General features: G+C 58.3%; 24 protein-coding genes. 9 read left to right on the top strand and 15 right to left on the bottom strand.

What is annotated here, in order from left to right; all coding sequences use genetic code 11:
* Window positions 1-54: 54 nt before the first annotated feature.
* Window positions 55-1,206, top strand: coding sequence for an NAD-dependent epimerase/dehydratase family protein (locus ACVWXF_RS07040; RefSeq protein ID WP_457384670.1), 1,152 nt, complete (start codon window positions 55-57; stop codon window positions 1,204-1,206).
* On the opposite strand, the gene ACVWXF_RS07035 is transcribed toward ACVWXF_RS07040, so the two are convergent.
* The 9 genes from ACVWXF_RS07035 to ACVWXF_RS06995 all read right to left on the bottom strand — a co-directional run bounded on the left by ACVWXF_RS07035 (window position 1,203) and on the right by ACVWXF_RS06995 (window position 10,171).
* The gene (locus ACVWXF_RS07035) at window positions 1,203-2,114 is read right to left on the bottom strand and encodes a histone deacetylase family protein (protein WP_457474017.1); all 912 of its coding nucleotides are present in this window, start codon (window positions 2,112-2,114) and stop codon (window positions 1,203-1,205) included. The genes ACVWXF_RS07040 and ACVWXF_RS07035 overlap by 4 nt on opposite strands.
* A gap of 57 nt (window positions 2,115-2,171) precedes the next feature.
* Window positions 2,172-2,492, bottom strand: coding sequence for a hypothetical protein (locus ACVWXF_RS07030; RefSeq protein ID WP_011431733.1), 321 nt, complete (start codon window positions 2,490-2,492; stop codon window positions 2,172-2,174).
* A 596-nt stretch (window positions 2,493-3,088) separates the two neighbouring features.
* Window positions 3,089-3,460: a ribosome silencing factor gene (gene rsfS / locus ACVWXF_RS07025; protein WP_011431734.1), complete on the bottom strand. Its 372-nt coding sequence runs from the start codon at window positions 3,458-3,460 to the stop codon at window positions 3,089-3,091.
* Between the two features lie 42 nt (window positions 3,461-3,502).
* Window positions 3,503-4,108 (bottom strand): bis(5'-nucleosyl)-tetraphosphatase (symmetrical) YqeK, encoded by a 606-nt coding sequence (gene yqeK, locus ACVWXF_RS07020; RefSeq protein ID WP_457474016.1) that lies wholly within the window; start codon window positions 4,106-4,108, stop codon window positions 3,503-3,505.
* Window positions 4,101-5,912, bottom strand: coding sequence for a translation elongation factor 4 (lepA, locus tag ACVWXF_RS07015; protein ID WP_414328663.1), 1,812 nt, complete (start codon window positions 5,910-5,912; stop codon window positions 4,101-4,103). The genes yqeK and lepA overlap by 8 nt, the downstream gene beginning before the upstream one ends.
* A gap of 331 nt (window positions 5,913-6,243) precedes the next feature.
* Complete coding sequence (locus ACVWXF_RS07010) at window positions 6,244-6,771, bottom strand: low amplitude/bright protein LabA (RefSeq protein WP_011431737.1); 528 nt, start codon at window positions 6,769-6,771, stop codon at window positions 6,244-6,246.
* Between the two features lie 150 nt (window positions 6,772-6,921).
* On the bottom strand, window positions 6,922-7,908 hold the full coding sequence (glyQ, locus tag ACVWXF_RS07005; protein WP_414356301.1) for a glycine--tRNA ligase subunit alpha: 987 nt from the start codon (window positions 7,906-7,908) through the stop codon (window positions 6,922-6,924).
* A gap of 52 nt (window positions 7,909-7,960) precedes the next feature.
* Window positions 7,961-8,725 carry a peptidase gene (locus ACVWXF_RS07000; protein WP_414412782.1) on the bottom strand — a complete coding sequence of 255 codons (765 nt, stop codon included), beginning with the start codon at window positions 8,723-8,725 and terminating at the stop codon, window positions 7,961-7,963.
* Window positions 8,726-8,761: 36 nt separating this feature from the next.
* Window positions 8,762-10,171 carry a DUF697 domain-containing protein gene (locus ACVWXF_RS06995; RefSeq protein ID WP_457474024.1) on the bottom strand — a complete coding sequence of 470 codons (1,410 nt, stop codon included), beginning with the start codon at window positions 10,169-10,171 and terminating at the stop codon, window positions 8,762-8,764.
* Window positions 10,172-10,402: 231 nt separating this feature from the next.
* On the opposite strand from ACVWXF_RS06995, the gene ACVWXF_RS06990 reads away from it, so the two are divergent.
* The 6 genes from ACVWXF_RS06990 (at window position 10,403) to ACVWXF_RS06965 (ending at window position 15,451) form a co-directional block, all read left to right on the top strand.
* Window positions 10,403-10,687 carry a DUF427 domain-containing protein gene (locus ACVWXF_RS06990; RefSeq protein ID WP_414328853.1) on the top strand — a complete coding sequence of 95 codons (285 nt, stop codon included), beginning with the start codon at window positions 10,403-10,405 and terminating at the stop codon, window positions 10,685-10,687.
* A 58-nt stretch (window positions 10,688-10,745) separates the two neighbouring features.
* Window positions 10,746-11,330, top strand: coding sequence for a TolB family protein (locus tag ACVWXF_RS06985; protein WP_414328852.1), 585 nt, complete (start codon window positions 10,746-10,748; stop codon window positions 11,328-11,330).
* Between the two features lie 49 nt (window positions 11,331-11,379).
* On the top strand, window positions 11,380-12,564 hold the full coding sequence (locus tag ACVWXF_RS06980) for an LL-diaminopimelate aminotransferase (RefSeq protein WP_457474015.1): 1,185 nt from the start codon (window positions 11,380-11,382) through the stop codon (window positions 12,562-12,564).
* Window positions 12,565-12,679: 115 nt separating this feature from the next.
* Window positions 12,680-13,423 carry a hypothetical protein gene (locus ACVWXF_RS06975; protein WP_457474014.1) on the top strand — a complete coding sequence of 248 codons (744 nt, stop codon included), beginning with the start codon at window positions 12,680-12,682 and terminating at the stop codon, window positions 13,421-13,423.
* 247 nt (window positions 13,424-13,670) lie between these two features.
* Window positions 13,671-14,984: a histidinol dehydrogenase gene (hisD, locus tag ACVWXF_RS06970; protein WP_414328849.1), complete on the top strand. Its 1,314-nt coding sequence runs from the start codon at window positions 13,671-13,673 to the stop codon at window positions 14,982-14,984.
* Between the two features lie 59 nt (window positions 14,985-15,043).
* Window positions 15,044-15,451 (top strand): hypothetical protein, encoded by a 408-nt coding sequence (locus ACVWXF_RS06965; protein ID WP_457474013.1) that lies wholly within the window; start codon window positions 15,044-15,046, stop codon window positions 15,449-15,451.
* Between the two features lie 55 nt (window positions 15,452-15,506).
* Here ACVWXF_RS06965 and ACVWXF_RS06960 read toward each other — a convergent pair whose 3' ends face one another.
* Window positions 15,507-15,920 (bottom strand): hypothetical protein, encoded by a 414-nt coding sequence (locus ACVWXF_RS06960; protein WP_457474012.1) that lies wholly within the window; start codon window positions 15,918-15,920, stop codon window positions 15,507-15,509.
* A 147-nt stretch (window positions 15,921-16,067) separates the two neighbouring features.
* Here ACVWXF_RS06960 and ACVWXF_RS06955 point away from each other — a divergent pair, with 147 nt between their 5' ends.
* Window positions 16,068-16,667, top strand: coding sequence for a pseudouridine synthase (locus ACVWXF_RS06955; protein ID WP_457474011.1), 600 nt, complete (start codon window positions 16,068-16,070; stop codon window positions 16,665-16,667).
* Window positions 16,668-16,945: 278 nt separating this feature from the next.
* On the opposite strand, the gene ACVWXF_RS06950 is transcribed toward ACVWXF_RS06955, so the two are convergent.
* The 5 genes from ACVWXF_RS06950 to ccsB form a co-directional block, all read right to left on the bottom strand.
* Entirely contained in the window at window positions 16,946-18,295 is a 1,350-nt protein-coding gene (locus ACVWXF_RS06950) for an adenylosuccinate synthase (RefSeq protein ID WP_457474010.1), read from the bottom strand.
* A 211-nt stretch (window positions 18,296-18,506) separates the two neighbouring features.
* Window positions 18,507-20,006, bottom strand: coding sequence for a S41 family peptidase (locus ACVWXF_RS06945; protein WP_457474009.1), 1,500 nt, complete (start codon window positions 20,004-20,006; stop codon window positions 18,507-18,509).
* 165 nt (window positions 20,007-20,171) lie between these two features.
* The gene (tig, locus tag ACVWXF_RS06940; RefSeq protein ID WP_457474008.1) at window positions 20,172-21,851 is read right to left on the bottom strand and encodes a trigger factor; all 1,680 of its coding nucleotides are present in this window, start codon (window positions 21,849-21,851) and stop codon (window positions 20,172-20,174) included.
* A 76-nt stretch (window positions 21,852-21,927) separates the two neighbouring features.
* Entirely contained in the window at window positions 21,928-22,311 is a 384-nt protein-coding gene (locus tag ACVWXF_RS06935) for a LapA family protein (RefSeq protein WP_011431755.1), read from the bottom strand.
* Between the two features lie 84 nt (window positions 22,312-22,395).
* Window positions 22,396-23,448 carry a c-type cytochrome biogenesis protein CcsB gene (gene ccsB, locus ACVWXF_RS06930; RefSeq protein ID WP_457388776.1) on the bottom strand — a complete coding sequence of 351 codons (1,053 nt, stop codon included), beginning with the start codon at window positions 23,446-23,448 and terminating at the stop codon, window positions 22,396-22,398.
* A gap of 225 nt (window positions 23,449-23,673) precedes the next feature.
* Between ccsB and ACVWXF_RS06925 the strand changes: the two genes are divergently transcribed.
* Window positions 23,674-25,032, top strand: a complete 1,359-nt coding sequence (locus tag ACVWXF_RS06925; protein WP_457474007.1) for a hypothetical protein — start codon at window positions 23,674-23,676, stop codon at window positions 25,030-25,032.
* The last annotated feature ends 173 nt before the right edge of the window (window positions 25,033-25,205 follow it).

The raw sequence follows: 25,205 nt of genomic DNA, 5'->3' as shown, positions 1-25,205 counted from the left end.
GTCTTTGGTGCCATAACTTGGTAGATTCGTGAGCAGCCGAATTTTGCTTCCCTGATGAAAGTCCTGGTTATTGGTGGTGACGGATACTGTGGCTGGGCGACGGCCCTATACCTATCCAACAGGGGTTATGAGGTGGCCATTCTCGATTCCTACGTCCGCCGCCTCTGGGATCTGCAACTGGGGGTTTCTACCCTGACCCCAATTGCCCAGCTAGAGCAACGGGTGGATTGCTGGAAGGGGCTAACCGGCAAGGACATTCCCATCTTTGTCTGCGACGTTACCAACTACGAAGCCCTGATCTCCTGCATGCGCCGCTTCCCGCCGGAGGCCATTGTTCACTTTGGCGAGCAGCGCTCTGCCCCTTACTCGATGATCAGCCGCGAGCATGCGGTGATGACCCAGGTGAACAACGTGGTGGGCACCTTGAACATCCTCTACGCCATCAAGGAGGAATTTCCCGATTGCCACCTGGTGAAGCTGGGCACCATGGGCGAGTACGGCACCCCCAACATCGACATCGAGGAGGGGTACATCACCATCGAGCACAATGGCCGCAAGGATACCCTGCCCTACCCCAAGCAGCCGGGATCCATGTATCACCTCTCCAAAGTACACGACAGCCACAACATCCACTTCGCCTGCCGCGTCTGGGGCCTGCGGGCCACCGACCTCAACCAAGGGGTGGTATACGGCGTGCTCACAGAAGAAACCGGCATGGACGAGGTGCTGATCAACCGTCTCGATTACGATGGCGTATTCGGCACAGCTCTGAACCGCTTCTGCATTCAAGCGGCCGTGGGCCATCCGCTGACAGTGTATGGCAAGGGCGGCCAGACCCGCGGTTTCCTGGATATCCGCGACACGGTGCGCTGCGTGGAGCTGGCCATTGCTCACCCTGCCGAGCCGGGCCAATTCCGGGTGATGAACCAGTTCACAGAGCAATTTAGTGTTGAGCAACTGGCGTTGCTGGTGCAAAAGGCGGGAGCCACCATGGGCCTGAAGGTGGAAATCAACCACCTGGAGAACCCCCGCGTCGAGCTGGAAGAGCACTACTACAACGCCAAAAACACCAAGCTCCTAGACCTGGGCCTCCAGCCCCACTATCTGTCCGATTCCCTCTTGGATTCGCTGCTCAACTTTGCTCTCAAGTACAAGGATCGGGTGGATGTGCGGCAGATTTTACCCAAGGTGAAGTGGAAAGGTTAACTCTCCAGGCAAGCTTGGGCCAGGCTCAGCCAGCCGCGCGCCAGGTTGTCCAGGTTATAGCCGCCTTCCAAGCCGAAGAGGGTTTTGCGGGTCACCTGCTCCAGGCAAAGGCGGGCCATGCGGCCAAAGTCTTCCGGCTCTAGCCGCATACCGGCCAGGGGATCCCCTTTGGCACAGTCGAAGCCGGCGCTCACCAGCAGCAAATCCGGCTGGAACGCTTGCAAGAACGGCAAGATCTTCTCGTCGAGGGCCTTTTTGTAGGCCAACCAATCCGAGCCGGCAGGCAAAGGCACGTTGCAGAGGTTGCCGTGGATCCCGGTTTCGCGAGCGGAGCCGGTGCCGGGGTAGAGGGGAAACTGATGGATGGAGGCATAGGCCAGTTGGGGATAGCGCTCCACCACCGCCTGCGTGCCGTTGCCGTGGTGAACATCCCAATCGAAAATCGCCACCCGCTTCACCCCCGGCTGATCCAGCGCCCACAGCGCCGCAATGGCCGCGTTGCTGAATAAACAAAACCCCATTGCCCGTTCTGGCTCTGCGTGATGCCCAGGTGGACGGCACAGCACCAGCGCTGGCTGAGCGGTGGTCAAAACCGAGGCAGAGCCGGCCACCCAAGCCCCCACAGCCAGGCGCGCCGCTTCAAAACTTCTCTCCGAGAGAGCAGTGTCGGCATCAATGTGTCCCCCACCTGCTGTTGCCAACTCAGCCACCTGTTGAATGTGCCGACGCGAGTGTACTCGCTCCAGCTCTGCCAGCTCCGCCAAGGGGGGATCCCGCCATTCCAACTGGTTGGCAAAAGGGGCACCACGCAGCGCCTTAACAATGGACTGCAAGCGAGCCGGACGCTCGGGGTGAAATGGCCCGGTATCGTGGCTGAGGAAAATATCGGAATAGTAAACAGGCAACATGGGCAGAGGCAACAAGCTAAGGCAACGCCTTTGCAGTGTAGCTTAAGCCCGCCCCCTCTATCCGTAGAAGACCTCTGACATGGATCCCGCATAGGGGTCAAGGCCAAAAGAGGCTTGTTGGAGTTTTTGATTGACCACATCCCGCACTACCGACCGCAGCAATTCCAGCTCAGAGGAATTGAGTTGATCGCGGCTGGGACACTCATCGGCAGCCAGCCACATGTAGATGGCGGGGACCCGGTTTAGGATCTGCTGCATCATCGCTTCCCGCTCCCTAGCGTCATAAAACACCTGTTGATGGGGGTGCTCAGTGGAGAGGATAGTTTCCAGTTCTCCCAATGCCAGGTACTCGACGATATTAACCAACATCTTTTCCATGATGAATGTCCCTCCTAAAAATCCCTGTCGCTCTTAAAAACAGACATTAAACAAAAAACGCTGCTTCCCCATCTTCCTCCGCTGCTTTTGGCACCGGATTTTGCCTACAGGCCGACCATTTAAGCCGGTTGCAGTTAAGTCTGCCGTCGGGAAGAAGTTGCGGTTTCGTTCGTAAGATCCTCTTGTGCAGCCAATCCTTGCCTCCTCTATTCGCCTCGTTTGCCTTTCCACTTGCCGCTGAAAGCAGCCAATAGGAGCCATCAGCAGCTGGAAAATCTTTTTGCTGGTATTCAGTACCAACAAAGAATTATCAGCGTTCAAGAGAAACAAGGTAGAGCGTTTAACAAAGACTATAGAAACTCGACTGCAAAAGGCAGGAAGATCTTACTCAGCTATTTGTCATTCACTACCCTAACACGTGACTGTGTAAGAAATTGCGGGAATATTAAGAAACTTACATATTTCTTGACAATTGACTAAAACTTCTGTCTGTCAAGGAGGCCCTGGAAGGCAGTTAAAGAGTTGTAAAGAGCAACTCTTCCCTTGGCTCCAAGCTCTGAAGAACTGCCAAATCCAGGGATCCAAAACAAATAGATTTAGCCTGCTATGGGCAGATCGACTCGCTGAGCCTGGATCCAGAAAGACTCTAGGTCATAGTAGTCCCTTTCCTGTTGCATAATCACATGGACAATGAGATCGGCATAGTCGATCAGTATCCAAGAGGCCGATTCCTGCCCTTCGATGCGGCGCGGAGTTTGTTTCCACTCGTCCCAAACCTTTTCCTCAATTGCTCGGGCAATGGCGCGGACTTGCGTAAGCGAGTAGCCGCTGACCAGAAGAAAGTAATCTGCCAAAGTGGAGACTTGGGATACATCCAGCAGAACGATATCGCCACCTTTTTTCTCTTCTGCCGCGCGAGCTGCACTCAGCGCCATGCAATAGATGGGATCCCCAGCAGGGGCAGGCATGAGATGTAGCAACTAAAACCCTCCTGAAACGACTGAGTTAACCTAGAACACCGCTTTTTCTAAAGGATGTAACAAAAAATGATTCCGAGTCATGAGTGTGCGCGGATGAACCACCTGATTCCGGTCTAGCAAAAATTTTAGGCTCAAGTCACATACTCCCACTACGGTTTTAGACAAATCTACAAAAGCCATCTGCCGCAACCGCTCCAATTCTGGGCTGTTGCCCCGATTCGGCTCCAGGGCATCGGCCACGAAAACCACGCAACTGAGCGGATCCATGCCGGGCTGCCCTAGCGTGTGGTTGGCAATGGCCGCCAAAATCTCCGGATCTTGTACCTGAAACTGCTCCCGCGCCACCAGGGATCCCACCTCAGCATGCAGGATGTGAGGTTCGGCCCGCTCAATTTCATCCAGCTCCCGTTCCTGAGCCACCCTTTGCAACAGTTGCTCCGGCGGGAAAGCCTTGGCCAAGTCGTGCATCAGCCCTGCCCAAGCAGCTTTCTGCTCATCCAGCCCGTAGTGGGCCGCCAGCTGTCGGGCCATCCCCTCTACCCCCAAGATATGGCGGAGGCGAGGAGGAGACACCCGCTCCTGTAGCCAGGCCAACACCTCTTCCCGCCCCAGTTGAGTGCCCATCGCCCTAGTCATTCTGCAGCTTCAGCACGGCCATAAACGCTTCTTGGGGCACATCCACCGTTCCCACCGCCTTCATGCGTTTTTTCCCCTCTTTTTGTTTTTCCAAAAGCTTGCGTTTGCGGGTCACATCTCCTCCGTAGCATTTGGCCAAGACGTTTTTGCGCAGGGCCGGTATGGTTTCACGAGCAATCACCTTAGAGCCAATTGCCGCCTGAATGGGCACTTCAAATTGATGGCGCGGGATCAGCTCTCGTAACTTGGCCACTAGAGAACGGCCTACATAAAAAGCTTTGTCCCGATGCACAATTGTGGATAGAGAATCCACCACATCGCCGTTGATCAAAATGTCCAAACGCACCAAATCATCGGCGCGATAGCCAATCATTTGGTAGTCCATGCTGGCATAACCGCGGGTGCGCGATTTCAATTGGTCGAAAAAGTCGGTGACCACTTCCGCCAGGGGCAGCTCATACACCAGCGTAGTCCGACCCTGCGCCAGATATTTCATGTCTTTAAAAGTGCCGCGTTTGGTCTCACACAGCTCCATCACGGTACCGACAAATTCCTCAGGAAGAATCACCTCTACCCTGACAATCGGCTCCTCAATGCTGGTGCGCTCGTTGGGGGGAGGCAGCTTGCTGGGATTGTCCACCCGAATCACAGAGCCGTTGTTGAGGGTAACTTGGTACACCACCGTCGGAGCTGTGATCACCAGATCGAGATTGTACTCCCGCTCTAGGCGTTCCTGCACCACCTCCATGTGCAGCAGGCCCAGAAAACCACAGCGGAAGCCGAAGCCCATGGCGCTGGAAATTTCCGGCTCAAAGTACAGGGCAGCATCGTTGAGCTTGAGCTTTTCCAGAGCCTCTTTGAGTTCGGCGTACTGATCGGAGCTGCTGGGGAACAGGCCACAAAACACCATCGGCTTGGCTTCTTTGTAGCCGGGCAGGGGCTCAGGAGCTTTGCGATTCACCAGTGTGATGGTATCCCCAACACGGGCGTGTTCCACGCTCTTGATGGCGGCGGCCATGTAGCCCACCTCGCCCGCATGTAGGGCATCCACCGGCTCTTGGTTGGGACGCATCACCCCCAGCTCGGTAATCTCGTATTCTCGGCCAGAGGCCATAAAGCAAATCTTGTCCCCCGTTTTCACCTCCCCGTCCATGATGCGCACATAGACGATCACGCCGCGATAGGCGTCGTAATAGCTATCGAAAATCAAGGCCCGCAAGGGATCCGCCACTGTATCCCGTGGGGGGGGCACCCGCTGCACAATGGCCTCCAGAATCTCTTGAATGCCAATACCCACCTTGGCAGAGGCCAGGATTGCCCCGCTGCAGTCGAGGCCGATTACCTGCTCAATCTCCGCAATCACCCGCTCCGGCTCGGCGCCCGGCAGGTCGATTTTGTTGATCACCGGAATAATTTCCAGGTTGTTCTCCAGGGCCAGGTAGACGTTGGCCAGGGTTTGGGCCTCCACCCCTTGAGAGGCATCCACCACCAGCAACGCCCCTTCACAGGCGGCCAGGGAGCGGGAGACTTCGTAGGTGAAGTCTACATGCCCTGGCGTGTCGATCAGGTTCAAAACATAATCTTGGCCGTCTTGGGCACGGTAGTTCATGCGGGCCGCTTGCAGCTTGATGGTAATGCCCCGTTCCCGCTCCAGTTCCATGCTGTCCAGCAGTTGTGGCTTCATCTCGCGGGCTGAAACGGTGCCCGTTTCCTGCAGGAGGCGATCGGCGAGGGTGGACTTGCCGTGGTCGATGTGGGCGATGATGGAAAAGTTGCGAATGCGGGAGACAGGAACGCCGGTCATAAAAACCTGATCAGGGCAAAGATTTTTTACAATGCTAGCCTGTCTGGCCCTCTGCCTAAGCCAAGGTTGCCCAGAAGTTGGCTGCCAAGGGGAGAAGACACAGCCCTTCTGCCGGACACCAGAGCACCCTACTGGAATTGGCCGGGACAGCTCCTTTCCGGCAGCGCTGACTAGAGCCGGTACAACGGACGTGCCGCTTGTGTGGCAGGGATGGGATCCGTGAAGATGGAAAAAGCCAGAACGAACTTAGGCGGTGTTGTCGCCAGCTCGCCAGGAGGCTATGGGTCTGACCCGACGGCAGAGGAAGCAGTCCAGAACCCTGCCCAAAGCACTACTTGTCTAACTTCTCAATGTAGGGGCGAATGTCATTGAGGTCGATGTAGCGGTCGGTGGCGTTGCGCAGCTCGCGGGCGATCATCCCTTCGGTGGAGACAACTGTAATCAGCGTGTTTTTGGAACGCAACAGCTCGACGGCCCGCTCAAAATCTCCATCGCCGCTAAATAGAATGATCCTATCGTACTGGCCAACGGTGTTGAACATATCGATTACTATTTCGATATCCAGATTTGCTTTTTGGGAGTACCGACCGGAGTCTTCATCTCGATATTCTTTGAGGATCTTGGTGCGCACAGTGAAGCCCATGCTGATCAGAGCGTCTCGAAAGGCCCTCTGATCATGGGGATCCTTGATGCCGGTGTACCAAAAGGCGTTGACCAATTCAACATTCGGCTGTGATCTAACAAAATAATCCAGCACCCGGCGTGGGTCAAAAAACCAGCCATTTTTCTGTTGAGCATAAAACATATTATTGCCATCAATAAAGATGGAAACCCGAGTGACGGGATGATGGTAAAACATAAAGCTTTTCCGAAAAAAGTAAGGTGAACTGGTCAGAAAAAGAGGATGAAAACGAGGTCACTGACTTTCCACAAGAGCCATTTGGGCAGCCAGCACCTTGCTGACACCAATCTCTTATCATAGCCAAAGGTGGGATCCCTTTCTCAAGAATTAACTCTGGGGAGAGGCACCCCTGTAAACCAAAGCGGGTTCCGGTTGCCGCAGGGCATAGCTGGATCCCGGTCGATCGGCTTGGCTAACGTACAGCTCCGCCAATTGTCGAGCCAGGTTACGGATGCGCCCAATGTAGAGGGTGCGCTCGGCTACAGCAATGACACCACGAGCGTCGAGCAGGTTAAAGGTGTGGGAGCACTTGAGCACATAGTCGTAGGCGGGCAGGAGCAGAGACACGGCCAACCGATCCGGCAACACCTGTTTCTGCAGTTTCTGTTGGGTGGTTTCGATCAAACGCTTGGCCTCGGCTTCGTAGAGCCGGAACAATTCCAGTAGCATCTCCGGATCGGAATACTCGAAGTTGTAATAAGATTGCTCGACCTCATTTTGGAAATAGATTTGTCCATAGGTAATCCGTCCCAGAGAAGGATGCTCATTCCAGCAGAGATCGAAAACCGAATCCACCCCCTGCAGATACATGGCCAGGCGCTCTAGCCCATAGGTAATTTCTACAGAAACCGGGCGACAATCTTGTCCGCCCACCTGCTGAAAGTAGGTGAACTGGGTTACTTCCATGCCGTCCAGCCACACTTCCCAGCCCACGCCCCAAGCCCCCAAGGTGGGAGATTCCCAATCATCTTCCACAAAGCGAATATCGTGCTCTGCCGGATTCACGCCCAGAGCTTGCAGGCTATCCAGGTACACATCTTGAATGTCGTCGGGGGAGGGCTTGATCAACACTTGGTATTGAAAATAGTGCTGCAGGCGATTGGGGTTTTGACCGTAGCGTCCATCGGTGGGGCGGCGACAGGGTTCGACATAGGCCACTCGCCAGGGATCCGGCCCCAAGGCGCGCAAAAACGTGTGGGGGCTCATGGTGCCGGCGCCTTTTTCCAGGTCGTAGGGTTGTAGGATCAAGCAGCCCTGCTCCCCCCAAAACTGTTGCAGGCGAAAGATCAAGTCTTGAAAGGTGTGGGCTGACATGGCAAGGGTTGGGCAGAGATAGAGCAACCCCTATCCTACCAATCTCCTCCTCTCAGTCGAGCAGCTCTTCCCGATCAGCTGGATCCGAGTAGTCCCACTCGATGGGGGGCATTTGGTCGAAGGCTTGTTTGAGGGCGCTCTCCCACAGTTTGCGCATCTTGGCCAGGTAGGGATCCCCGGTGCGCAGGCGCAGACGGTGGGTGACCTTGAACTGATCCGCTTGCACCATCACCAAATCGATGGGGGGGCCGACGGAGATGTTGGATTTCATGGTGGAGTCGATGGAGAGGAGAGCGCATTTGGCCGCATCTGCTAGCGAGGTTTCGTAGGAGAGGGTGCGATCCAGGATGGGTTTGCCGTATTTGGTTTCCCCCACCTGCAAAAAAGGGGTTTCCGGGGTGGCCTGGATGCAGTTGCCCTGGCTGTAGATCAAAAAAAGGGCTGGCTCTTCGCCTCGGATCTGTCCCCCCAACAACAGGCTGCACTGGGCGTCGATGCCGTCTTTTTCCAGCCAGGGCCGGTCTTGCTCCTGAATGTAACGAATTTTGGATCCCAGGTAGCGGGCCACGTCGTAGAGGTGGGGAAAGGTGTGGAGATTGGTACTTTCCGGTTGGCGCAGATCCCGCTGCACTTCGGTCAAAACGCCCTGGGTGATGGACAGGTTGCCGGAGGTGCAGATCAAGATCACCCGCTCTTCGGGCACGGAAAAATCGAACAGCTTTTGGTAGGTGGAGACGTAGTCCACCCCGGCGTTGGTGCGGGAATCTGCCGCCATCACCAAGCCAAAGCGGGTGATGATGCCAAGGCAGTAGGTCATGAGGACGACGCGGCTCGGCTTTTTGATTGTAGAGGGTCAGGGGAAAGCAAATCCGATTTTGTGGCGGATTTCCTCTCGCAGGCGGGCGGTGATCGAGGCTTCGTCCAAATCGGCCAAAATCTGGGCTATGGCGGCTTTGGGGCCCTCTGGCCCCCAACTGGCCCCTTGGGCGAGGTAGCGGCGGGCGGACTCGCCGATGGCATAGCAGGAAAACCCGGCCAACACCGCCTGCGTCAGGGCCACGGAACCGTAGGCTCCCAGAGAGAATCCCCCCAGCAAGGTTTTTAAGGATCCCAGGCCCAACAGCGCCACCCACTCGCCGGCGCCCAGGCTGAGCATGCTGAGGATGATCTTCTGCAGCAGTTGTGTGGCTCCTGCAGTGCTCATGGGCCAGCCGTACAGGCGGGCCAGGCGCAGGATCAGGGTGACATCGATGGCCAGCCCTCCCAAGGTATCGAGCAGGGTGATGGGGTTGAGGGCAACCGCCAGCGCTTTGGTGCGGGCGGCTGAGGCGATGAGGTCTTGGGCTTGCTGGGCACGGGTTTGCAGCTTGCGCTCAATTACCTGCTGGTTAACCCGATCGGCAAACAGGAGGGCATTCAAGGCCAGCAGCGAACGCCCCTCCCGATGCAGGACTTCCAGGATTTTCTGGCGCAGCTCGTCCACCTGCGGGGATCCCACTTCCATTTGGGCAGCAAAGCTCCCATCCGGCCTTTGTACCAGGCGGGGCACGCGAGGGGAGGCCGCCACCATGACGATCTCGTTGGGAGAAAGGAGCTGCCGCACCCGTTCGTTGCGGATCTTATCGTAGATGGCCTGGCGATCCGCCTCTGGGTACTGGTCGATCTTGTTGAACACCAGCAGCATGGGCTTGCCCGCCTCCCGCAGGGTGGCCAGGGCCTCAAACTCCACCCGCGTCAGATCCCCGCAGACGACAAACAGGATCAAATCCGCCCGCTGCGCCACTTCTCGGGCCAGCCGCGCCCGCTCTTCGCCGTCTACTTCATCCAGGCCGGGGGTGTCGATCAGCTCCAGACGGGATCCCTGCCAATGGGCGACCTGTACCGACTGCACCGAGGAAGGGGGGAGGCGGGATCCCTGCAGGGATGTGCCAGAGAAGGAGGACTGGGGGCGGGTTTCCCAGCTGATGTTCCAAGTTGCCACTTGCTGGGTACGGGTGATGCCATGGGTGGGCCCCGTCTCAAAGACTGGCTCGCCCAGCAGGGCATTGAGCAGGGAAGACTTGCCTCGCCCCACCAGACCAAAGGCGGCGATGTGGATGACCTCGGTTTCCAGCTTGTCCAAGAGCGCTTGCAAGCTCTCCAACTCCCCTTCTAAGCCCGCGACCTCTTGGGGGCGCAGATCCAGTTGGGCCACCCACTGGCGCAGGCTGCGCTTGGCTTGTTGGTAGTTGAGGTCATCTTGTAGGGTGTTGCGGCGAGCCATGGCCGTAGCGCTCAATAGCGGTAGGAAGCAGCCCTTAAAAGACTCCACTTTGCTCTCGGGATCGGCAGGCTTCCCCACCGGACAGAGAGCTTCTCATCGGACAATACAAGGGACAATACAAGACGATCATAAGAGGAAGGGAAGAGCTAAGCTCAAAGCAAGGCGGCCTCAGCCGCCGGGATCCGCAACTCAAAAATCCGATATCCAAAACTTGGCAAGAGGAGGTTTTCCATGCCCAGGGCTATCTGGAATGGGGTAGTGGTGGCGGAGACAGACCGCTACGAAACCGTAGAAGGCAACATCTATTTTCCGCCGGAATCTCTGCGCCGGGAATACTTCCAGCCCAGCTCTACCCACACCACCTGCCCTTGGAAGGGGGAGGCCAGCTACTACACCCTCGTGGTCAACGGCCAGGAGAACAAAGATGCCGCCTGGTACTACCCGGATCCCAAACCCGCTGCGGCCAACATCCGGGGCTATGTGGCCTTCTGGAAGGGTGTCAAGGTGGAGCCCTAGCCGGAGCCGAGTTTGTCAACCGGGTATGATGGGAAGAGTGGGTTGGAGAGGCGATGCCATGCTGACCAATGGCCGGATCCTGTTTGGCGCGGCCCGGTGGGCGAGAAAGCTGGGCCTGGCCGGATTGAGCTTGGTGCTGTTGGGCTGCAGCCCCGCAGGTTTTCGCACCCCGCGTCCCAGCCTGACCAACAGTGGCCTCAACAGCATCTTCCCCGATGGGGAGCCTGCTTTCAACGGAGATGGCCGCTACCTGGTGTTTTCCTCGGCCCGCAGCGGCAGCCAGGATATTTTTCTCTACGACACGGTGGAACGTCGCTTGGTGGATCTGCCCGGCCTCAACTCCAGCGACGTGGCGGCTACCTCGCCCGACATCAGCGCTGATGGCCGCTACATCGTCTACGTGTCCAATGCTCTGGGCAAGTCTGAGATCTTCCTCTACGACCGGGAAACTCGCAGGATAGAAAACATCAGCAGCCGGGTGCCGGGAGATGTGCGCAACCCCACCATCAGCGGCGATGGCCGGTTTATCGCTTTTGAGAGCAACGGCCAAGGACAGTGGCACATCGAGATTTTCGACCGGGGGCCGGCGGCCAGCACGCGTCCAACCTCACCTTCTTCCCCCAATGCTGACGACAATCCCTGAGGGGATCCTCAAGCTAGGATAGACCCCCCTGCTTTGCAAGAGTTGTTGCATGTCGATTTCCCTCGCCCAGCGACTTCAGCCCCTCGGCGGCAATGTGTTTGACCAAATGGATCGAGCCAAGCGAGAGGCTCGTCGCTCTGGCCTGGATGTGATCGATCTGTCTCTGGGATCCTCCGATCTCTTTCCCCCTTCAGACTCCTTGGCGGCCATTCAATCGGCTCTGTCGGATCCCTCTACCTATGGCTACACGCTGTTTCACGACACGGCGGACTTTCGGACGGCCTGCGCCAAGTGGTACATGGGGAAGTTCGGCCTGGAGATCGATCCGGAAACAGAGGTGCTGCCGTTGATCGGATCCCAGCAGGGGACGGCCCTCTTGCCCCTGGCTTTGCTCAATCCTGGCGATGTTGCCTTGGTCGCCGATCCGGCCTATCCCTCTCATGCGGGCGGGATCCATCTGGCGGGCGGGATCCCCTACTACCTGCCCCTGCGGGCGGAAAACCGCTTCTTGCCCCGCTGGGATCGGATCCCGGAGGCAATCTGCCGGCAGGCACGGTTGCTGGTGCTGAACTACCCCCACAACCCCACCACTGCCACCGTCACCCCGGAGTTTTGGCAGGAAACCCTACAATTCTGTCAACAGCACGACATCGTTCTGGCCCACGATTTTCCCTATGTGGACTGGCGTTTCGACGGCCAGGTAGCCCCTTCCGCGCTGCAGGCGGATCCCGATAAAACCCGCACCATCGAGTTTTTTTCTCTCTCCAAGTCCTATCACATGGGGGGATTCCGGGTAGCCTACGCCATTGGCAGCCGGGAGCTGATCCGAGCCCTGCGGTGGGTGAAATCCACCATCGACTTCCATCAGTACCAGGGCATTCTGCGGGGGGCAGCAGCGGCTTTGGCAGTTCCCGATAGTTTTTTGGAGCGCTGGCGGCAGGTGTACCGAGAGCGACGGGATATAGCTGTGGCGGCTCTACACCGCATCGGTTGGCCTGTGCCTTTGCCGGAGGCCACCATGTATCTGTGGGCGCCTTTGCCGGAGTTTTATCGCGGCTCTTCTGCCCAGTTTTGTTTGGACTTGGTGAGAGCCACAGGGGTTGCCCTGTCTCCGGGTTCTGGCTTTGGCCCCAGTGGGGAAGGCTATGTCCGCTTTGCTTTGGTGGTCGAGGGATCCCGTCTGGAGGAGGCAGTGGGACGGATCGAGGCGTTTTTGTCCCGGTGCATTTCCTAAATCCCAAACATCAATCCCAAACATCGAGCATCCAGCTCTCGGTTGGTTGTGCTCGCCCACCCTCGGGCAATCTAAGTCAGGATAAGAGTAAGAGTGTTATCCAAGTTGAGTGGGCATGGAGAAGGAAACGCTCGACAGTTTTTTGTCCATCCGTGGGGTGATGGGGGTGGCGCTCTTGAGTCGGGCAGGTCGCCCTTTCTTCTACCGCTCTTTTCAGGATTTGGATAGCCGACAGCAGCAAGCCCTTACCGAAGGGCTGTTTCAAGTTTTGGAGACCATGCCCCCAGGACTTGACTATTTTGACTTTCAGTTTGCCGAGCAGCGGGTTTTCGTTTACCCCCTTGGGCCGGAATGGGTGCTGCTGGTGGCGGTGAATGACGATCTGGTGATGCCGGTTTACACCTTGGCCGTGAACCGCCTGCGAGCCGAGCTGCAGCAGGATACGCCAAAGGGCTTGGCCACCTTTCGTCTATTTACCAGCCAGGCAGAGGCAGGCCGGAACGCTACCCAGCCCAGTTCCGCTCCTGTGGCGGGCCCGCGCATGGAGATGGATGTCTTCGTGCAATCTCTGAACCGTCTCTGCCAGATTACAACCGGCTATTTGGGCAAGGCGGTGATCGTCAACTATTGGAAGGCAGCACGGCAGGAAGTGGTGGAACGCCAGGGATCCAAAGCAGAATGGCTGAACCAGTTCGAGATCGAGCGCAGCGGCCAGATCCACTACCGGGGATCCCTCAAGGAACTGGACGAATCTCAGCAAAGGGTGCTACGGGATTGGGTGCTCGCTTTTTTCCGTCGCTGTGAAGAGGTAATCCACGATTTTCGCAACTTGATCAAATCGACAGAACTGGGCCTATGAAAAAGGGGCAGGCTTTTTCCTAAGTAGGGCTATCGGCGAACTCTACCCGGCTCTTGGTCGAGGAAAATCCAGGCTAAGCTATGACCATGATCAACCCGGATCGCGCCAGGTGCAGACAAGATCCCTGCCTGGGGATGTCCCTTCTTGTCGCCGCAAGCCGACCCAGCGAAAGATCCGCTTTGCTACCCCGATGCCGCCGGATCCCTCGTTACTATGGGGTTGCGGCACTCTACGCGAAGGAGTCGCTATGCTGAGAATCGTCACCCAGCTAGCCGAGGCTGAAGCCGAGCTCAGACGGATCTCGGAGCGCACTCAGGCTGACCAGAACCTGCACCGCGAAGCAACTGTGCGGGAGATCCTGCAAGCGGTACGCCGTCAGGGGGATCGGGCCCTGCTGACCTATACGGCTGAGTTCGACCAGGTGGAGCTGAGCGTTGCCGAGCTGAAGGTGTCTGGGGCCGAGCTGGAGGCGGCTTACCAGGCGGTGTCTCCGCAATTGCTTTCAGCCCTACGGCTGGCCAAGCAGCGCATTGAGGCTTTTCACCGGCAGCGGGTGCCCAGCAGTTGGGTGAGCTTTCCCGGCCCTGAGATCGTCTTGGGCAAGCAATACCGCCCTGTGGATCGCGCCGGCCTCTACATTCCGGGAGGGCGAGCCGCCTATCCCAGCACGGTGTTGATGAACGCCATCCCGGCCCAGGTGGCGGGGGTGCCCGAGATTGTGATGGTGACGCCACCGGGATCCGACGGCTCGGGGGGCAAGGGGATTAGCCCGGCCATTTTGGTGGCCGCCCAAGAAGTAGGCATCCACACCATCTATCGCGTTGGGGGGGCTCAGGCAATAGGGGCTTTGGCCTACGGCACCGAGACCATCCCCAAGGTGGACGTGATCACCGGCCCCGGCAACATCTACGTAACTTTGGCCAAAAAGCTGGTGTACGGCACGGTGGGGATCGACTCGCTGGCCGGGCCATCGGAGGTGTTGATCATCGCCGACGAGAGCGCCAACCCCCTTTATGTGGCTGCCGATTTGCTGGCCCAAGCCGAGCACGATCCCTTGGCGGCGGCCATCCTTCTGACCACCGATCTCCAGCTGGCCCAGCAGGTGCAGCAGGCGGTGGCCACCCAGATGGAGGCCCATCCCAACCGTCTGATGGTGGAAAAGTCGGTGGTGAATTACGGGCTGATTGCGGTGGTGCCGGATCTGACGGCGGCGGTGGCTTTGTCCAACCTGTTTGCGCCAGAGCATTTGGAACTGCAGGTGGCAGATCCCTGGGCTTTGCTGGATCCCATTCGCCATGCGGGGGCCATTTTCTTGGGCCACCATACTCCGGAGGCGGTAGGAGATTACCTGGCTGGCCCCAACCATACCTTGCCCACCGCCGGTGCGGCCCGCTATGCCTCGGCTTTGGGGGTGGAAACTTTCCTAAAGCATTCCAGTCTGATTCAATACAGCTCAGCGGCTTTGCGGGAGGTGGCCAGCGCCATTCAGGCTCTCACACAAGCGGAAGGGTTGCCCGCCCACGGCCAGTCGGTACAGGTGCGGTTGGCGGAGGAGCGCTAATCAAGCCCTGGTCGCAGTTAGCTAGACCGCCGGGAAGCCCCACCCTCTGTTAGTGACTAGTGGCTAGTCACTATCCACTCACCACTATCCAGGGTGAGGGTCGGGATAAAAGGCGAGGACACGATCCCTATCGGGATCCCTTTGGGGCTGTTCGGGATCGCTTCCAAGCGCTGCGGCAGGAGTGGATGTTTTTGCTCGAGCAGAAACGGTTGGGGTTGTGGGATCACAGCCAATGGATGGAGCAAATAGAGCGGGTGCAGGGATCCCTGGCGGCCTTGGCAGCGGATCCCACCCCGGAAGCCCTGGAACAAGCCCGTCAGCAACTGGGCAACTTGAAAACCAATCTTGCCACTTGGATGCGGCTGGAATCTCTGCGCAACCCCTATCGAGTTCAAGTTTGGGGCAACCGTCTCGCGGCTTTGGAGATGATGCTGCGCTACGGAGAGCAAACCCTGATGAGGGCATGAAGCTCCCCTCTTGCGGGATGGGGATCCCATCTATCCCCAGAACCGAAAAAAACTGTTATGGGGTATCTTTCGGCATTTCCTCTGCGGGGTCAGGCCCTGCATCCGGCTCCTTGGGGAGAGCAGAGTCCTCAGGGCTGGGCAAGGACTCTGTCCTGCTGGCGCGAACCGCTTCCGGGGAGGTTTCTGGCTCCTCGTCATCGCTACGCGACGCTTCTGGGAACCCGTCAGCAGTGTGTGGCGCTGAAGCGGGCTGAGCAGCAACAGGTTCAGGAGCAGAAGGAGGAGGTGCAGCTGGGATCCCGGCTTCTTCTGCAGGAACAACCGCAGGTGGCTGAGCAACTTCTTTTTCCTTTTGCTGTTCGTAGCGGCGACGTTTGTTGCCCTCATCCACCAGCACGTACACCAGGCTGAGGAGAGAGAGCCCTGCTGTTCCAACCAAAACCCAGAGTAAGTTGTTGTCTATGGTCATGGGTTGAGCTCCGTCAAACGCTGCTGGCGATGGAGGGATATTGCTCCTTAAGGCTTGATCTTACCGTTGAAGCCGCTCTGCCAAATCCTTCTGCCAAATCTTAAAGATTGGAAAGGTTGGGTTCACAGTTTTGTTGTTTTGTGTGTCATGCGCTATCTCAAGTTCTACAAGCCCTATGGCGTGCTCACCCAATTCACCGACCGAGAGGGACGGCCCACCCTCCAGTCTTTTATCCCGGTGCCCAGGGTTTATCCGGTGGGGCGACTGGATCGCGACAGCGAAGGGCTGCTCCTGCTGACCGATGATGGTCGCCTCAATGCCCGCTTGATCGATCCCAAGTTCGGCCATGAGCGCACCTACTGGGTTCAGGTGGAAGGGATCCCCACCCCCCAAGCCCTGCAACAGTTGCAACAGGGGCTGATCATCCAAGGGCGAAAAACGCGCCCGGCCCAGGTTAAGGTCTTGGCTGAGGAACCCACCCTGCCGCCACGGGATCCCCCCATCCGCTTTCGCCGCTCCATCCCCACCACCTGGCTGGAACTGACGCTGCGGGAGGGTCGCAATCGCCAGGTGCGCCGCATGACTGCTGCTGTTGGGATCCCAACTTTGCGGTTGGTTCGAGTTGGACTGGGGCCCCTCTCTCTGGCGGGGCTTGCTCCTGGCCAGTGGCAAGATCTCAGTGAGGTAGAACTGGCCCAACTGCGGCAATATTGTTTTTCTCAAACCATTAGAGTCATTTCAAGTTAGATTAAGACGCTTCCTATTCGCTCGGCAGTGAGGAGCTGGGAAGCAAGACAACGGAACAGTTTTATTCCCTCTTAAATGACTATAAACTAGGACACTGCATCCACACCTAAGACGTTGAACGCACAGGGCCGGAAGGCTTTTCTCCGTAGCTTAGGCGTTTCACCCTAACCTGAAATGACCATAACTTAACTCACATTGATCATTACTGAGCATTTGATCACTACATTGTTAATGATTGCCCTATGATTGCCCTTGTTCCCAATTGTTCTTGAGCCCACTCAGTCGGGCATGAGGGCGTGGGCGCGCTTGCCACCATTGGGGTAGAGAAGGGCCCGCTTGGGGCCGTGGATGGGATCCTCGACGATAATCGTCTGGTCGCGGCTGGCCCCCAGAGAAACAATGGCAATCGGCACCTGCATCAACTGTGCCAAAAACTTCAGGTAATCATGGGCTTCGGGGGGCAAGTCTTGGATGGAGCGGCAATCTTTGGTGGAACATTTCCAGCCCGGCAGGGTTTCGTAGATGGGTTTGCACTGGGCGAAAACCCGGGCATCGCTGGGAAAGTGACGAATTTCCCGCCCCTGGTACTCGTAGGCCACGCACACCTTGATCTCATCCAAGCCATCCAGCACATCCAGTTTGGTGATGGCCAGGCAGTCTAGGCCATTGATTCGCACCGCGTAGCGCCCAATTACCCCGTCAAACCAGCCGCAGCGCCGTTGTCGCCCTGTGGTGGTGCCAAATTCAGCACCGGTTGCCCCCAGGTACGCCCCGATCTCATCTTTGAGCTCGGTGGGGAAAGGGCCTTCGCCAACGCGGGTGGTGTAGGCTTTGGCCACCCCGATCACCCGGTCAATGCTGGTGGGGCCGATCCCAGCGCCAATACAAGCGCCACCGGCAATGGGATGGGAGGAGGTGACGTAGGGGTAGGTGCCGTAGTCGAGATCCAACAGGGTGCCTTGAGCCCCTTCAAACAGGATGTTCTCCCGATCTTCGATGGCTTGGGTCAGAAGCAGGGCAGCGTCGGTAACATAGGGGCGCAGCCGCTCGGCATAGGCCAGGTATTGCTCGATAATTGGCTCGGGATCCAAGGGCGGCAAGTTATAGATCTTTTCCAGCAAGACATTTTTGTAGGGAATGGCCCAACTGAGGCGTTCCCGCAACTGGTCAGGGTACATCAAGTCCACAACGCGAATGCCCATGCGCTCTGCCTTGTCGGCATAGGTGGGGCCAATACCCCGTCCGGTGGTGCCCAGCTTGTAGATGCCGCGCCGCTCCTCTTCTGCGATGTCGATGACCCGGTGGTAGGGCAGGGTAACGTGGGCTGTTTCGGCAATGAACAGGTTGTCGGTGGAAATGCCCAATTGATGCAGTTGGTCGATCTCGGCCAGCAGAACCTCGGGATCGATCACCGTGCCGCTGGCGATGATGCAGCGTTTGTCGGGGTAGAGAATGCCAGAGGGGATCAAGTGTAGCTTGAAGGTTTGGCCCCCCACCACCAGGGTATGCCCTGCATTCACCCCACCTTGATAGCGGACGACCACATGGGCCTTTTCACTGAGGAGGTCGGTGATCTTCCCTTTTCCTTCATCGCCCCACTGGGCACCGACAACCACGACGTTTGCCAAGAGCTTCTCCTACAGTCCGTAGATGGCACAAAAAATCCCCTTTGCGGGGGTTGCTGCACTAATCTACCGCATCGCTCCGGGCGATGTTGAGAGATCAGGACAAAAAGATTAACAATCGATTAACTTTTCTCCGGCAGGGGACAACGTGGAGATGAACGGGATCCCCGAACCCTCTGGCAAGCCAACAGAGATTCCCCAGTTGCCCTCGCCTTCAGCTCCCCGGCTTGAACAGGCCAATGGCCGTGACCTGGTTGGATCCCACCTCAAAGGCAAAGGCCAGGCCCAGGGCATCGTAGTTGACGTAGTAGCGGTCGTCGCGCAGATATTCTCGGCTTCCCTTGGGATAGGGTACCACCTCGTTGTAGCCGTTCTCGCCGGGCCCGCCGTAAACGGCGATCACTTCCGAATAGGTGGAGCCGATGCGGATCCCTTCGCCGGTCATGGCTTCCGGGTGGGTGGTGTAGATGCGGTTGGCGAAAAAGCTATCCACAATGCCCGGATGACGGTAGGTGAAGAGGATGTAGTCTTGTAGGTAAAAGATCTTCAAGTCGCTGTTGGGCTGAAACACATTGGCTCCAGAGGCCGCTGGGATCTGATCGACATTGCCCAGCAGGTGGGTATCGACGTTGCGGGTATCCATGCCCAGCTCAAAGCGACCGACTCGACCCTCTTGCACCAGCACTGTAGGCCGTGGGGGCAGGGCAGGTCGCCGGGGGGGCAAGGCCAGCGCTTGCAGGCCGGCATTCAGCCAAGCATTGTCACCTCCTTCCACGGTCTGCAAGGGCACCAGACCCCGCTCCAAAGAGCGACCATCTCCTGTCTTCCAGGTGGCCACGGCCAGTTCCACCGCCGCGCCGGAGGGAAGGGCAAAGAAGCGGGTTTGTCGTTCGCTGCCCTGGGTGGGCTGCCCCAAAATGAGGGTGCTGCCGCTGGCTCCCAACTGGGCAGCCAGGAGGGTGGCCCCCTGGCGGGTGTTGCCATCCACCAGAACGGCCAACGGGATCCCGGCGGCAATGGGCAGATTTTCGCTGTTCCAGAGGGTGGGCTGCCCGAATCGGTCTTCGGTAATCAGCAGCGGCTGGACGGAGCGGGGCAGAAATAGGCGCGCCACATCGGCCACCACTTGGGGGTCGTAGCCCACAGCTCCGCGCAGGTCGAGGACAATGCCCTGGCTGTAGTCTTGGGTGTAGAGGGTTTGGCGGATCTGCTGAGCCGTGGCTGGGGTGAGATCCGGCACTGCCAAATAAACCTGGCGCGGGCCAATCCCGCGGGCTTGTACGGGAGGACGGGGACGGTTGAGCAAGTCCTTGAAAGCTTGCGGATCCCAGAAGCGATCGGCGGGATCCCCATACTCCCGCAGGATCTCTTGAATGAACTCGTACTCCACCTCAATGGGGGGGCGGGGATCCCCGTAGCTTCGGGCCAACAGGCGGGTGTAGAGGTCGTTGTAACTAACCGCAGCAGCTTGGCTGCCCGCCCCCCAAGACTCGTTGATGAACAATCCCACCAGATGGCGGAGATCCAGCCCGACCGGCTCACGGGGAAGCGAAGGAGCTGCCTGGATCCCTGGATCGGGAAACGAACCTTGGGGATCCGAGGGCATGATGGGCACAGGAGGCAAGGCCGATTGGCCCACGGCGCTGCCGGGCGAGATCCCGGCGATCAGGGTGAGGATCCCCCAAGCCCCAAGTACGCGCGCAAATCCCTTCATGGCAGCCTGCCCTCTTGCAGATGTTGCGAATAGGATAAACCCTAAACGCTCCCCTTTGCCACTGCCAGCAGTGGTAGATATCTATTTTTTGCGACTTGGAACACTAGGGGCTGCGCCCCCTTGCTTTTGAAGGAAATGCCCTCAGCCAGAAAATCCCCAGCGCATTCACTTGCCTTTTTTGTCCTTTTTGCTCGGCTTGGGCTTTTCTGCTGCCGGGATCTCTGTAGCGGTCTCTGCCGCTTTCTCCTCAACTGGGAGCGTTGCCTCTGCCGCAGAGGCTGAGACGGTTTCAGCAGGGGATGCTTCTACAGCCTTTTCTGTAGCTGGCTCGGCTTCCGCAGCTGCAGCTTCTCCATCCGTTTCCGCCCCCGTAGCCGTCTCTGATGAGGATTCAACGGCCTCAGGGATCCCAGATACCTCTGCTTCTGGCTCATCGGCCTCAAACTCGGCCTCTGGCACTGCAACCTTCTCCTCCGAGCCTGCCAAAGAAGTGGGCGCCTGGGTTGGATTCCCCTCGCTATCGACCCAGTTGACCGTGGTCTGAGACTTCAGCCAAGCCATCACCTTGTTGGTCAGCAAGCTTTCATAGACGGCTTGGCGTACTCGGCGTACTCGTTCCCGATCCAGCTTTTGGCCTTGCTGGGCATAGGCCGCCATCACCTCTTCCACCTCCACGTCCAACTCCGTGGAACCTACGGCAATTTGCTCTTGCCGAACGATGGCGCTCAGGGCCAAGGTGCGCCGCAGCCGGTCGATGGCTTCGGGTCGGTGGCGCTCTTTCAACTGGTTAAGGGTTTCGGGAGGCAACTCGGACAAGAACTTACGGAGCTCCCCCGGCTTGATGCCTTCCTGCCGCAGGGCCTGGAGACTCTGGGCCAGCAGTTGTGTCGTTTCTTGTTCGATGAGGGTTTCCGGCAAATCCACCTCAGTAGTCTCCAAGATGGCGTTGAGGATGGCGGTTTCCAGGTTCTCCTCAGATTGTATCAGGGCATCCTGTTCGAGGCGCTTTTGCAGGTGTTCCCGCAACTCGGCTACCGTTTGGAAGCTGCTGATCTCTTGCACAAAGGCATCATCCAATTCGGGCAGCTCTTTGGCCTTGATCTCCCTCAGGCAGACAGTGAAGGTAACCGTTTTCCCGGCCAACTCTTTTCTGAAGTAGTCGTCGGGGAAGGTGGCTGCGATCTCCTTGGTTTCGTCGAGCTGCATGCCCACGATGCCCGCCACAAAACCGGGGATGAAGTTGTCTTCCTTGAGTTCCAGCTGGAAGTCCTGGGTGGTCATCTCGTCGAGGGGATTGCCTTCTGCATCGCGGGCCTCAAAATCGATCACCACCACATCCCCCAACTGACCAGGCCGATCTTCTACCGGCAAGAGGGTGGCCCGCTGATCCCGCCATCGGTCGATGAGCTGGTCAATTTGCTCAGGCTTGACGTCAACACGGGTTGCCGTAACGGTCAGCCCTTTGTATTGGCCAACGCGGGCTTCGGGGTACACCTCAACATATCCTGAGAAGCTGAAGTCTGCTTCGGGGTTGAACTGAGCCAAGAGCTGACCCACCTCATCATCCAGCTCGAACCGACTGATGGGGGTGAGCTGAGCTTCCTTGAAAGCCTGTTGAATGGCCTCGCTGATCAGGTCATCCACAGCACTGGCCATGATGCGCTCGCGGCCCACCTGCCGCACAACAAGATTGCGGGGGGCCTTGCCCTTGCGGAATCCCGGAATTTGGATATTCTGCTCCAGTTGACGCAAGGTTTTTTCGTAGGAGCGCTTCACCCGGTCGGCTTCTACCACGATTTTGAGACCGACCCGGCTGCCAGGGCGTTTTTCTTGGATAACCTGCATAGGAAGTATGAGCTAGGGAGAGGGGCAAGTAGAAGTTCAATTCTACCTCAACGGCCTGTGGGTCAACCTGGGAATTTTAGGCAGGGGATCCCTCGGTGGCCACTTCTTTCACATCCTGGATGTCCTCTTGGGGTTCGGCACGCTTGCTGGGAGGCAGTTGCTTCACTTTGGCTTCCAGCTCCACCACCATTTCCTTGAGTTCGGTGATGGTGACCTCCTTCTCCTGCAGTTGCCGATTTTTTTCCCGGGCTTCGATGCTGAACTGTACGCGCATCCAGAGGCTATACAGCCAGGCGAGGGCGGCCCCAATCCCGGCAGATGCCAGAAGTTCCATCACCAGAGGGCTTTCAACGCTGACGCCGGGGGCAAAAGTAACCGTGACCGGGGTGGCGTTTTGCATGGCAAAGAGGGCAATGGCCAGGAGGGCTGAAAACAAGATCAGGTAGTTGAACAGTCGCATCGTTTTTCTCCTCGAAGGGATCCACTACGGCTTGCCAGCACCAGAATACCCATAAACTCGGGCCGGTTTTTGAGAAAAATTCCCTCAGAAAAACCAGCCATAACTGTGTAAGCCTTTGCCCAGAAAGTTGACCCCCAGGTAACATACCCAAACCACTCCAAAACCCAAGCTGGCCAAGAGGGCGGGGCGTCTGCCTTGCCAGCCTTTGGTGATGCGGGCATGCAAATAGGCGGCAAAGACCAACCAGGTAATCAAGGCCCAGGTTTCTTTCGGATCCCAGCTCCAGTAGGTACCCCAGGCTTCGTTGGCCCAAACGGCGCCGGCAATAATGCCGATGGTGAGCAGGGGGAACCCCAGCCCGATCAGCCGGTAGCTGGTGTTGTCCAAGATTTCTGCCAGGCTCAGCCGTTGCCAGGGGATCCCTTCGGGGGCCGGTTGGGGGGGGAGTTCAGCGGACGAGGGGGCAGGACGGGGGGAGCGGAGGCCGGCGTAGGCCAGTTCTGAAGCCGGGGAAGGCAGGGTGGCTTCCGCCCATTCGGGATGGGTTTGGGGTTGGGGAGGGCGAAATTGCAGGCCGAGGGAGTTGCCCTTGAGATGCACTTCCTGACCGCGAGTGACGATGAGAAAGCTGATGGAGAGAAGGGATCCCACCAGCAGCGCCGCGTAGGCCAGCAACATCACAGTCACGTGCATCATCAGCCAGTTGGATTGCAAAGCCGGCACGAGGGGCTGGGCTACCTGCATATCTTCCGGCAGCACCAAGGCAGCAAAGGCTACGATCCCGGTTACAACTGGGGCGGTCATGACCCCCACCCAGCGGCTGCGGCTCCAGTGGAGGGCCAGCAGGTGCAAAGCGGTGATCCCCCAGGCCAGGAAAAACAAAGACTCGTACAGATTACTCAAGGGGAAGTAGCCTGCATCGATCCAGCGGGCCGTCAACAGGGCGGCCATCGTCAAGTTTGCCCCGATCATCCCCGCTAGGCCCAATTCGGCCAAAAGCTGCACCTGGGGAAAAGCTGCCCCACCCCAGTAGAACAGCATGGCCCCCAGAGAAATGGCAAACGCCACGTTGTTGAGCAGAGCTTGCCACTGGGCCAGATCCATGCCCGCAAGAGCTGTTATCGCCAACAGAGCCATACACGACCTCAAAAGTGTCTCCGACCCGGCTGGAGCCAGGCCAGTTGATCCCATTCTAGGGCGGGGGAAGGGATCTTCCCCAAAGGACACATGCTGGTAATGTGGGGATGGCTTGTCTGCGGCTCGGCAGGATACAAAGAGCATTGGGATGTAAGGCTCATGCAAGAACACGCGGGAAATGCCAGGTTGAGAAGGTGGGGGTTGTTGAGATGGTGGATCTGTCTGTTGACCGCCCTCGTTTTGGCCTCTTGTGGGGGATCCCCGCCTGAACCCCCGCAGGAACAGCTTCCCCAGCTAGAGCGCGTGCCGGTTCCCCCGGAGATTGCCAAGCTGGATGCCCATTTGCAGTATTGTCGCCCGCAAGTTCAGATCCTCAGCCCCAAGCCAGGTGAGGTGTTGTTAGAGCGGCAGGTAACCGTTCGCTTCGCGGTGCAAGGGTACCCACTTTTCAAAGATCCGCAATTGGGTCTTGGCCCTCATCTGCACGTGGTGCTGGACAACCGGCCCTACATCGCCCATTACGATGCCGATGCTCCCCTCGTTTTCAAGGATTTGGAGCCGGGATCCCATACTCTGCGGGTGTTTGCCGGCAAACCTTGGTACGAGAGCTTCAAAAACTCTGAAGCCTACGCCCAGGTCAGCTTCCACGTGCTGGCTCCCACCCCCGAGTACGTGCCGCAGCCGCAACTGCCCCTGCTCACCTACAACCACCCCACCGGCAGCTACGGGGCCGAGCCGATCCTGGTGGATTTCTGGCTGGCCAACGCCCCGGTGCGGGAGAGCCTGCTGACCGACTTGCCCCGCGATTGGCGGATCCGCTACACCCTCAACGGCCAGTCCGGCCTGCTGGATCGCTGGGAGTCCTTTTATCTGAAGGGCTTGAAACCCGGTCGCAATGTGATGGTGGTGGAGCTGGTGGACAGCAAAGGGGATCCCATCCGCAATGTGTTCAACAGCGCCGCCCGCGAGATCACCTACACCCCTGGCGGCCAAGATACCCTCTCCAAGCTGGTTCGGGGGGAGCTAAAAGCCGAAGAGGCCCTGGCCATCGTCCAGCCCCAGCCCACCCCTACCCCAACTCCGACACCGGAGCCCACCCCAACTCCGACACCGGAGCCCACCCCAACTCCGACACCGGAGCCCACCCCGACTCCAGAACCCACGCCCACTCCTACTCCGACGCCAACGCCCACTCCGACGCCCACACCCACACCCACTCCGACTCCAACACCCAGCCCGACGCCCACACCCACACCCACTCCGACTCCAACGCCAGAGGCGACGCCCACGCTTGCACCTCGTCGCCAGCCGCGCTTTCAACTGGGCCGCCCCCGTCCGACACCAGAGGGGATCCCGGCTGTTCCAACGCCACCGCCCGTGGTGGCCACTCCCGAACCTGAGCTTACGCCTGAGCCCAGCCCAGAGCCCTCTCCGCAAGCTGTGCCCACTTCAACTCCCCAGCCTGTGGCTACGCCTTTGCCGCGCGTGACCCCCATTCCCTTCCAGGAGCGGCGGGTGCGCCAGCAGGGGTTGCGGCTTTTCCCGCCGGGACTCCACAGTCCAACCTTGCCAGGTGAGCAATAGCGGGACGGAGTCCTTGAGTTGATAGAAAGTTGATAGAATGCCCTTCGCGCAGCGGGCCGTGGGCCTCACTGTTTCCCCGATGCCGCTCTGCCTGGGTGCGCAGTTGCCAGTTGTCGCGTTCTCACACCGGTCAAGCGCGAGGAGCGTGGAGCGACGGGAAAGAATCCCCCGGC

This window comes from Thermostichus sp. MS-CIW-40 (assembly GCF_054058315.1).
The sequence above is the reverse complement of the archived record's forward strand: the minus strand, read 5'-3'. Positions and strand labels throughout refer to the sequence as shown.

Coding starts and splice junctions, on each gene's coding strand:
- ACVWXF_RS07040 (WP_457384670.1), top strand. CDS start 55: ATGAAAGTCCTGGTTATTGGTGGTGACGGATACTGTGGCTGGGCGACG.
- ACVWXF_RS07035 (WP_457474017.1), bottom strand. CDS start 2,114: ATGTTGCCTGTTTACTATTCCGATATTTTCCTCAGCCACGATACCGGG.
- ACVWXF_RS07030 (WP_011431733.1), bottom strand. CDS start 2,492: ATGGAAAAGATGTTGGTTAATATCGTCGAGTACCTGGCATTGGGAGAA.
- rsfS (WP_011431734.1), bottom strand. CDS start 3,460: ATGCCTGCCCCTGCTGGGGATCCCATCTATTGCATGGCGCTGAGTGCA.
- yqeK (WP_457474016.1), bottom strand. CDS start 4,108: ATGACTAGGGCGATGGGCACTCAACTGGGGCGGGAAGAGGTGTTGGCC.
- lepA (WP_414328663.1), bottom strand. CDS start 5,912: ATGACCGGCGTTCCTGTCTCCCGCATTCGCAACTTTTCCATCATCGCC.
- ACVWXF_RS07010 (WP_011431737.1), bottom strand. CDS start 6,771: ATGTTTTACCATCATCCCGTCACTCGGGTTTCCATCTTTATTGATGGC.
- glyQ (WP_414356301.1), bottom strand. CDS start 7,908: ATGTCAGCCCACACCTTTCAAGACTTGATCTTTCGCCTGCAACAGTTT.
- ACVWXF_RS07000 (WP_414412782.1), bottom strand. CDS start 8,725: ATGACCTACTGCCTTGGCATCATCACCCGCTTTGGCTTGGTGATGGCG.
- ACVWXF_RS06995 (WP_457474024.1), bottom strand. CDS start 10,171: ATGGCTCGCCGCAACACCCTACAAGATGACCTCAACTACCAACAAGCC.
- ACVWXF_RS06990 (WP_414328853.1), top strand. CDS start 10,403: ATGCCCAGGGCTATCTGGAATGGGGTAGTGGTGGCGGAGACAGACCGC.
- ACVWXF_RS06985 (WP_414328852.1), top strand. CDS start 10,746: ATGCTGACCAATGGCCGGATCCTGTTTGGCGCGGCCCGGTGGGCGAGA.
- ACVWXF_RS06980 (WP_457474015.1), top strand. CDS start 11,380: ATGTCGATTTCCCTCGCCCAGCGACTTCAGCCCCTCGGCGGCAATGTG.
- ACVWXF_RS06975 (WP_457474014.1), top strand. CDS start 12,680: ATGGAGAAGGAAACGCTCGACAGTTTTTTGTCCATCCGTGGGGTGATG.
- hisD (WP_414328849.1), top strand. CDS start 13,671: ATGCTGAGAATCGTCACCCAGCTAGCCGAGGCTGAAGCCGAGCTCAGA.
- ACVWXF_RS06960 (WP_457474012.1), bottom strand. CDS start 15,920: ATGACCATAGACAACAACTTACTCTGGGTTTTGGTTGGAACAGCAGGG.
- ACVWXF_RS06955 (WP_457474011.1), top strand. CDS start 16,068: ATGCGCTATCTCAAGTTCTACAAGCCCTATGGCGTGCTCACCCAATTC.
- ACVWXF_RS06945 (WP_457474009.1), bottom strand. CDS start 20,006: ATGAAGGGATTTGCGCGCGTACTTGGGGCTTGGGGGATCCTCACCCTG.
- tig (WP_457474008.1), bottom strand. CDS start 21,851: ATGCAGGTTATCCAAGAAAAACGCCCTGGCAGCCGGGTCGGTCTCAAA.
- ACVWXF_RS06935 (WP_011431755.1), bottom strand. CDS start 22,311: ATGCGACTGTTCAACTACCTGATCTTGTTTTCAGCCCTCCTGGCCATT.
- ccsB (WP_457388776.1), bottom strand. CDS start 23,448: ATGGCTCTGTTGGCGATAACAGCTCTTGCGGGCATGGATCTGGCCCAG.